The organism is Actinoplanes sp. NPDC049265 (genome assembly GCF_043197135.1).
Taxonomy (GTDB): Bacteria; Actinomycetota; Actinomycetes; order Mycobacteriales; family Micromonosporaceae; genus Actinoplanes.
This window is the reverse complement of sequence record NZ_JBICSP010000032.1, coordinates 88,762-96,213: the sequence shown is the minus strand read 5'-3', so window position 1 is coordinate 96,213 and position 7,452 is coordinate 88,762. Positions and strand designations below refer to the sequence as shown.

Sequence of the window (7,452 nt, the reverse complement as noted above, 5' to 3'; positions counted from 1 at the left end):
TCCAACCTCGCCACCCGACGAGCCGTCCCGGTCACCGGATCAATATCGACAATCCCCTGCACACCAAGACTCTCGTGCAGCTTGACGACCTCGGCGGGCTTGCGGGCGGTCTTGAGCGCGGTGAGCGTACGCGCGTCCGGCGTGCGGCCGTCGAAGTTGGCCCGCCGATCCTGCTTGTGCCGGGCCGCGACGGCACCGGGGTCGGGAGCGGGGGCAGCGTTCGCCGATGCGGGGACGGCGCCGATGCCCAGGACCGCGGCGGCCGCGACCGCGACGGACCTGCGTGAGCGAGTGGATCTCATCAAACGGACTCCTTAACGGAATCTAATGTGGAATCGTCGAGAAGCCTAAACCTCTCATCGAGCGATTTGAATAGTCGTACCTGTTTAGACGGTGATCATGTTCGATCTTACGGTCAGCACACCTATTGATTGGCATTCTCTGTCGCCGATACCACCGACCAGGGGGAGAGGCAGCAGGTAGTGGGCCGTTTCAGAAAATGGGCATGGGGGCTGGGCGTCGCGTCGGTGACCGCCGTCACAGCCTTCGGTGTCGCGTCCTGGCAGGCCGAGGCGGCGCCGACGCCGGGCCAGCCCGGCGGTGCGTCCGCGGATCAACCGAGCGTGTCGGACCCGCAGCCAGGCCCGGCGCGAGCCGCCGGCATCGGCTCGGACGCGCTGACCGGCGACGAGGTGACCCGGGCGCGGACCATCGCGCTGACCGCCGAGCTCAAGGCGGGCGCCACCGACGTCACCGGAAAGGGCGGCCCGGAATACCTCACCGCGCAGATCGCCGAGGACGGGGACCGCCGCGCCGACGTCTATTTCTACGACTACCGAAATGACAAGCTGGTCAAGCAGGTGGTCGACCTGAAAGCCGGCACGGTCACCGGATCGTTCGCCAGCGCGGGCATGCAGATGCCGGCCTCGAAGCAGGAATTGTCGACCGCGTTCGACATGCTGCTGGCCGACCCGCTGGCCGCCGAGTTCAAGGCCGCCTACCGCAAGGCGACCGGCAAGGACTTCGCGAGCAAGAACACCGTCGCGGTCACCGCCCACGTCTACAAGGCGCGGCACGCCGACTCGGGCACCGCCCAGTGCGGCAAGCACCGGTGCCTGCAACTCGTGGTGGAGAGCTCGGACAACGTCTTCATCGACATCAACCAGATCATCGTCGACCTGTCCGGGCGCAAAGTCGTCCGGCTGAGCTGAACACGGGACAACGCATGACCTTCCGCAAGAGGGCCGGCGCCGCCGTCGCGGCCCTGCTCACCACGGCCGGGCTCGGCCTGCACGCCACCGCTGCCTCGGCCCGGGCGCCGGAACCGGCGCCGCCGTGCGCCCCGGAGTCGACGGTCCACGAGACGCTGCCCAACGGCACGGTCTGGGACCTGTGCTGGCACATGGACGAACGCGCCGGGCTGGTCCTGGAGAACGTCTCCGTCGCGTACACCAAATATCCGCAGGCGACGCAGGTGCTCCAGTCGATCCGGCTGGCCCAGCTCAACGTCCCCTACGACTCCGGCGACACCGAGTACAACGACCTCACCGACTACGGTTTCGGCGGCGGTGACCTGGAGACCCTCAAGGGCGAGGACTGCAAGGGCGGCTCGGCCCGCACCGGCTCGGACGGCTCGGCCGAGCCGCGCCAGCGCCGGGTCCTCTGCGTCAGCGCCGAGAAGTCCGGCCTGGCCTACCGCCTGCACAGCTACGACTTCCCCGAGGGGGCCGAGGAGCCGACCGAGACGATCTACTCCAAACAGGGCCACGACCTGGTCCTGCGGGCGATCAGCAAGGTCGGCTGGTACGAGTACGTGACCGAGTACCGCCTGCAGGACGACGGTGCGATCTCGGCCCGGCTGGGTGCGACCGGCGACCTGTCACCCGGCAACTACTACAACGCCGACCAGGGCTGGCCGATCGGCAAGGGCGCCCGCGACTTCGCCGCCATGCACTACCACTCGGCGTTCTGGCGGGTCGACTTCAACATCGACGGCAAGGGCCACGAGACCGTCGAGCAGTACGACACCAAGACCGACGGCCAGGGCGAGATGTCGGCCAAGCTGGTCACCTCCAAGCAGACCATCGCCAAGGAGGGCAGCTTCACCAAGGCCAACCAGCGCTGGTGGCGGCTGGCCAGCCCCGGCAGCCGCAACGACGACCGGCACCTGCGCTCCTACGAGCTGGTCACCAACGGCGGCGACACGTACGAGGCGCACCCGGAGACCCAGCCCGACGTCACGTTCACCAACAACCACGCCTGCGAGATGTACGCCACCGGCAACGCCGATCCCGAGTGCCCGCGCCGCCAGGGCATCCTCGACTTCGCCTCGAACGACGAGGAGCTCAAGGACCCGGTGATGTGGGTCCGGGTCGGCTTCCACCACGTGCCCCGGGACGAGGACCAGAGCCCGATGCCGCTGCACTGGCAGGGCTTCGACCTGACGCCCCGGGACTTCACCGCGCAGAACCCGCTGACCCCGGACGGCCGCAAGGACGTCAACGGCCAGCCGCGCTGACACCGGCACCTCCCAGTGGTAGCCAGGAGCGGCATCCGGACCCCGGATGCCGCCCTGGCCCACCACCGAAATGGCCAGTGGTAGCCGGGAGCGGTGTCCGGGACCCGGGCACCGCCCTGGGCTACCACTGGGTTGAGCTGTGGTAGTGGTAGCCGGGGGCGGTGTCCGGGACCCGGATGCCGCCCTGGGCTTCCACCGGGAAACGAGAGGGACCATGCGTTTTCACCGGTACGCCGCACTGGCCGTGCTGATCGCGGCCGGCCTGCTGGCGACCGTCCTGCACCGGGGTGACCGGCCGGCCGCCCCGCCCGCGCCCGTCGGGCAGGTCGTCGCCCCGCCCACCGAGGCCGACCTGGCCTTCGCCGGGATGATGATCGAGCATCACGAGCAGGCGGTACGGATGAGCCGCGCGCTGATCGCCAAGCCCGGCCAGCCCGAGCGGGTCACCGCGATCGCCCAGTTCATCGTCCACGATCAGCAGCGCGAGATCGACGAGATGAACGCCTGGCTGACCGCCTGGGACATGCCCGCCGGCCACCACGACCACGACGGCGCCGGCATGCTCACCGACGCGCAGTTGCGCGAACTGGACCACGCGACCGGTCCCAGGGCCGCGCCGACCTTCCTGCGCCTGATGATCGAGCACCACACCGGGGCCATCACGATGGCCCGCGACCTGCTCGACGGCGGCGGCCGCAACGTCTTCACCCACCGCGTGGCCAAGCACGTGGTCAACGAGCAGACCGACGAGAACGCGGCCATGACCGCCCTGCTGCGCCAGCTCTCGCACTGACACCTGCACGTGTAACAGGGCGAAGGCGCCGGCGGGCGCGGCGACGACCGTCCGTATCGTACGGATGGACTTCATCGTTTCTCTCGTCAGGGGTTGGGCCGTGCGGGCGTTCGTCGTGGGTGGAAGCGGTCTGATCGGCGGTCGGATCGTCGGCGTCCTCTCCGAGCGGGGCCACCGGACGACCACGCTGTCGCGTACCCCCTCGAAGTCGGGCCACGCCCTGGATCTCGCCGACGCCTCGGTCGACGACCTGCGCCCGCTGCTGCGCGAGCACGACGCCGTGGTGTTCGCGGCCCGGACCGACGAGCAGCTGCCACTGAAGCGGCCGCTGCATCCGCGGTTGCGGCGGACCATGGTCGATCCGGTGGTGCGGCTGTTCGCCGCCGCCCGCGAGGAGGGCGTCAGCCGCGGCCTGATCCTGGGCTCGTACTACACGTACTTCGACCGGCTGCATCCGGAGTGGAAGCTGGCCGAGCGGCACACCTACGTCCGGTGCCGGGCCGAGCAGGCGGTCGAGGCCCGGGCCGCGGCCGGCTTCCCGGTGTCAGTCCTCGAGCTGCCGTTCATCCTGGGCCCGACCACCAACTGGGCCGGCCCGCTGGACCGGTGGGCCCGCTCCCGCGCGCCGCTCTACGCCCCGGTCGGCGGCACCGCGGTGGCCTCGGCGACCAGCGTGGCGCTGACCGCGGCCGACGCGCTCGAGGCGGCCTCGGCCGAGGACATCCCGATCGCCGACGAGAACCTGAGCTGGCACGAGATGTTCGCCCGGATCGCCGCGGCCGTGGGCCGGTCCCGCCGGGTCGGACGCCTGCCCGCGAGTCTGGCCCGCGGCGGTTCCCGGCTCGGCGGCGCGCTGCAGGCCCTGGGCGGCAAGGAGACCGGCATCAACACCGGCCAGCTGGCCGATCTGATGCTCCGCGACCTCTACATCGAGCCGGTCACCGGGCGCCCGCTGGACGCCGCGTTCGCCGAGACGTTCGCCCCGGCGGCCTGACGCTCGCCTACATCCGCAGCAGGGCGTTGCCGCCGAGCATGACGACCAGGCCGAGAGCGACCAGACCCCAGGCGACCTGGAGGCGCCGGGCGGAGACCTCGGGGCGGCGCTCGGCCATGCCGCGGACCGCGTACACGACACCGGCGACGGCGACGGGTACGCCGGCGATCAGCAGGCCGGTGACCGAGCGTGGGGTGCTGCCCCGGGTGACCAGCAGGGCGAGCATCAGCGCCGGGCCGATCGCGAAGACGATCGCGGCGAGTCCGCCGTAGAAGCGCAGCGTCCTGGTCGGATCATCCATGGCGGGATGCTACGCCAACCACCATGATGTGACGGTGACCACGCGACGAGCCGCCCTGATGACCGCCGTGCTTCTCGGGCTCGGTGCCTGCGATGCGTCGTCGCCGTCGGTGCGGGAACCGGCGCCCGCGCCCGCCTCCACGCCACCCACGGCCCCGGCGTCGCTGCTGCCGCCGCCGGCCTCCTTCGCCGCGCCCACCGGCACTCCGGCGCCGGGCGGCCACGAGGTCAAGGTCGGCGGCCGGACGATCGGCGGCATCGCCCCCGGCCTCGACCTGCCGCCGGGGAGCAAGGTCAGCGACAGTTTCGTCACCGGCGAGAGCACGACGGTGATCCTCGCCGCGCCGGGACCGAACGCTGTCCTGGCGCACTACCGCGACAAGGGGCCGAAGGCCGGGTACCGGGTCGGCGGCGACGCCGGCGGCGCTCTGGCCCTGGCCGGCCGGGGCTGGCAGATCACCGTGACGACCCAGGCCCGGGACAGCACGCTGACCTTCCAGCCGATCCCGGCCGGTGCTCCGTCCGACCCGGTGACCCCGGCCTACTGACCACCCTCAGTGATCTCCGTCTCGCCCCGGGTACGTCTCACCGGGGGTGTGCGGGGCGCCCAGAAAACCGACGTATCCTTTCCCGTCCGGCGATTCAAAGACGTGCGCTCTGGGTAACGGCCCCGTGGCGTCGTCGAACAATGGGAAAGGGGCCTTGTGTCCAGCGGTAACCGGCCGAAAACCCGATCGTTCCTCACCAAGGCCGGCGCGCTGGCGCTGTGTGGCCTGCTGACCGGCATCGTGGTCTCCGCGGCCTCGTTCCCGGCCGCCGCGCTCTCCGGTCTGGTGGCCAAGGAGGGCGCCGCGGAGTTCGCCGCGCTGCCCAGCGCGGTCGTGCATCAATCCGCACCCCAGGTGACCCGGGTGTACGCCTCGGACGGCCGGACCCTGATCGCCACCATGTACGACGAGTTCCGCAGCGACGTGCCGATCAGCGGCATCGCGGTCAGCATGCAGAACGCGATCGTGGCGGCCGAGGACCACAACTTCTACAACCACCACGGTGTGGACGCCAAGGGCATCGCCCGCGCGTTCGTGAACAACCAGAACGGCGGCGCGCAGCAGGGCGCCTCGACGCTGACCATGCAGTACGTGCGGATGGCCCAGGCCTATGGCGCGAAGACGCCGCAGGAGGCGATCGACGCGACCAAGGACACGCCCGAGCGCAAGGTCGCCGAGATGAAGAACGCGCTGCAGATCGAGAAGGATCTGAGCAAGAAGCAGATCATCGAGCGGTACCTCAACCTGGCCCCGTTCGGCAACGGCGCGTACGGCATCTACGCCGGCAGCCAGGTCTACTTCAAGAAGTCGCCCAAGGATCTGACCATCGCCGAGGCCGCGCTGCTGGCCGGCATGGTCAAGGCGCCGACCGCGTTCGACCCGACGACCAAGGGCGGCTACCCCCAGGCCCTGGACCGGCGCAACTACATCATCGACAACATGGTCATGCTCAAGCAGATCACCAAGGAGCAGGCCGACGCGGCCAAGAAGGAGAAGCTGGTCCGCACCACCCACCGGCCCGGCAACGGCTGCACCGAGGTGCGTACCAACAGCTGGGGCTTCTTCTGCGACTACTTCTACCGCTGGTGGCAGGGGCGCAAGGAGTTCGGCGCCAACCCGTACGAGCGGGAGCGTCAGCTCAAGAGCGGCGGGTACACGATCGTCACCTCGCTGGACGTCAAAGCCCAGGAGTCGGCGCGCAAGGAGATCCTCGAGAAGGCCAGCGACAACCAGCGCAACGCGGTGCTGATCGCCGGGATCGAGCCGGGTACCGGGCGGATCAAGTCGCTCGCCGCCAACCGCAAGTTCAAGCTGGACGACGGCAAGAACCCGAAGAGCTCGAACCCGCGGGCCGGCAAGGGCGTCCGGGCGACCTACCCGAACACCACCAACCCGATCATCACCGGTGGCGGCGGCATCGACGGGTACCAGGCCGGTTCGGTGTTCAAGATGTTCACCATGGTCGCCGCCCTGGAGAAGGGCTACGGCCTGAGCCATTCGATCACGTCCGGCTCGACCTACAAGACCAACTACCCGATCGCTCCGAGTTCGCCCGCGGCCTGCCCGGGCACGCACTTCTACTGCGTGTCCAACGCCTCCAAGAGCGAGCAGGGCACGTTCAACATGTGGACCGGCTTCGGCAAGTCGGTCAACACCTACTTCGTGCCGCTGCAGGAGCAGGTCGGCACGGAAAAGGTGGTGGACGTCTCGAAGCGGTTCGGCATGGTGTACCGGTCGTCGGGCGACCGCGACCTGATCAAGACGCCGGCGGCGGCGCACGACTTCGGCGCCTTCACCCTGGGCGTGACCGCGTCGACGCCGCTGGACATCGCCAACGCGTACGCCACCCTGGCCGGTGACGGCATGTTCTGCTCGCCGACCCCGATCAAGCAGATCTACGCGGCCGACAAGTCCAAGGTGGCGGCCGGGCAGCCGTCCTGCACCCGGGCGACCGAACCGGACGTGGCCCGCAAGGCGCTCGACGCGGCCCGCTGCCCGGTCGGCGACCGCGCCCAGCTGGGCAGCTGCGGCGGGTCGACCGAGCCGAACGCGCACCGGGTGATCGGCCACCCGATCTACGGCAAGACCGGCACCACCGACGGCGACAAGACAGCGTCGCTGGTGGTCGGCTCGCAGCACCTGGTGATCGCCGGGTACATGGTCAACCCGGACTGGGCCAACCACAACGACAAGATGGATCACCACGTCATCAACCCGATCGTCTACAACACGATGGCCGACTACCTCAAGGGCAAGGCGGACGAGGAGTTCAAGAAACCCGGGGAGTAAGTTCTGCGAA

Annotated in this window: 7 protein-coding genes and 1 pseudogene; 6 read left to right on the top strand and 2 right to left on the bottom strand. The window is 69.7% G+C overall.

Annotated elements, in window-relative coordinates:
- A pseudogene (locus ACGFIO_RS42020) lies at window positions 1–302 on the bottom strand (hypothetical protein); the annotation flags it as partial.
- A gap of 225 nt (window positions 303–527) precedes the next feature.
- Here ACGFIO_RS42020 and ACGFIO_RS42015 point away from each other — a divergent pair.
- From ACGFIO_RS42015 to ACGFIO_RS42000, 4 genes are all read left to right on the top strand, one after another.
- Complete coding sequence (locus ACGFIO_RS42015) at window positions 528–1,211, top strand: hypothetical protein (protein WP_392836302.1); 684 nt, start codon at window positions 528–530, stop codon at window positions 1,209–1,211.
- 14 nt (window positions 1,212–1,225) lie between these two features.
- On the top strand, window positions 1,226–2,518 hold the full coding sequence (locus tag ACGFIO_RS42010) for a primary-amine oxidase (protein WP_392836299.1): 1,293 nt from the start codon (window positions 1,226–1,228) through the stop codon (window positions 2,516–2,518).
- A gap of 214 nt (window positions 2,519–2,732) precedes the next feature.
- Window positions 2,733–3,311, top strand: a complete 579-nt coding sequence (locus ACGFIO_RS42005; protein WP_392836297.1) for a DUF305 domain-containing protein — start codon at window positions 2,733–2,735, stop codon at window positions 3,309–3,311.
- A gap of 100 nt (window positions 3,312–3,411) precedes the next feature.
- Window positions 3,412–4,305 carry an NAD-dependent epimerase/dehydratase family protein gene (locus ACGFIO_RS42000; RefSeq protein ID WP_392836295.1) on the top strand — a complete coding sequence of 298 codons (894 nt, stop codon included), beginning with the start codon at window positions 3,412–3,414 and terminating at the stop codon, window positions 4,303–4,305.
- A gap of 7 nt (window positions 4,306–4,312) precedes the next feature.
- On the opposite strand, the gene ACGFIO_RS41995 is transcribed toward ACGFIO_RS42000, so the two are convergent.
- Window positions 4,313–4,606: a hypothetical protein gene (locus ACGFIO_RS41995; protein WP_392836294.1), complete on the bottom strand. Its 294-nt coding sequence runs from the start codon at window positions 4,604–4,606 to the stop codon at window positions 4,313–4,315.
- A gap of 34 nt (window positions 4,607–4,640) precedes the next feature.
- Here ACGFIO_RS41995 and ACGFIO_RS41990 point away from each other — a divergent pair, with 34 nt between their 5' ends.
- Together ACGFIO_RS41990 and ACGFIO_RS41985 are read left to right on the top strand one after the other, a co-directional pair.
- Window positions 4,641–5,153: a hypothetical protein gene (locus ACGFIO_RS41990; protein ID WP_392836292.1), complete on the top strand. Its 513-nt coding sequence runs from the start codon at window positions 4,641–4,643 to the stop codon at window positions 5,151–5,153.
- Window positions 5,154–5,309: 156 nt separating this feature from the next.
- Window positions 5,310–7,442: a transglycosylase domain-containing protein gene (locus ACGFIO_RS41985; protein ID WP_392836290.1), complete on the top strand. Its 2,133-nt coding sequence runs from the start codon at window positions 5,310–5,312 to the stop codon at window positions 7,440–7,442.
- Window positions 7,443–7,452 lie beyond the last annotated feature (10 nt).

Bases quoted from the DNA above. Each gene is read 5' to 3' on its own strand.
- ACGFIO_RS42010 (WP_392836299.1), top strand. From the start codon at position 1,226: ATGACCTTCCGCAAGAGGGCCGGCGCCGCCGTCGCGGCCCTGCTCACC.
- ACGFIO_RS42005 (WP_392836297.1), top strand. From the start codon at position 2,733: ATGCGTTTTCACCGGTACGCCGCACTGGCCGTGCTGATCGCGGCCGGC.
- ACGFIO_RS41995 (WP_392836294.1), bottom strand. From the start codon at position 4,606: ATGGATGATCCGACCAGGACGCTGCGCTTCTACGGCGGACTCGCCGCG.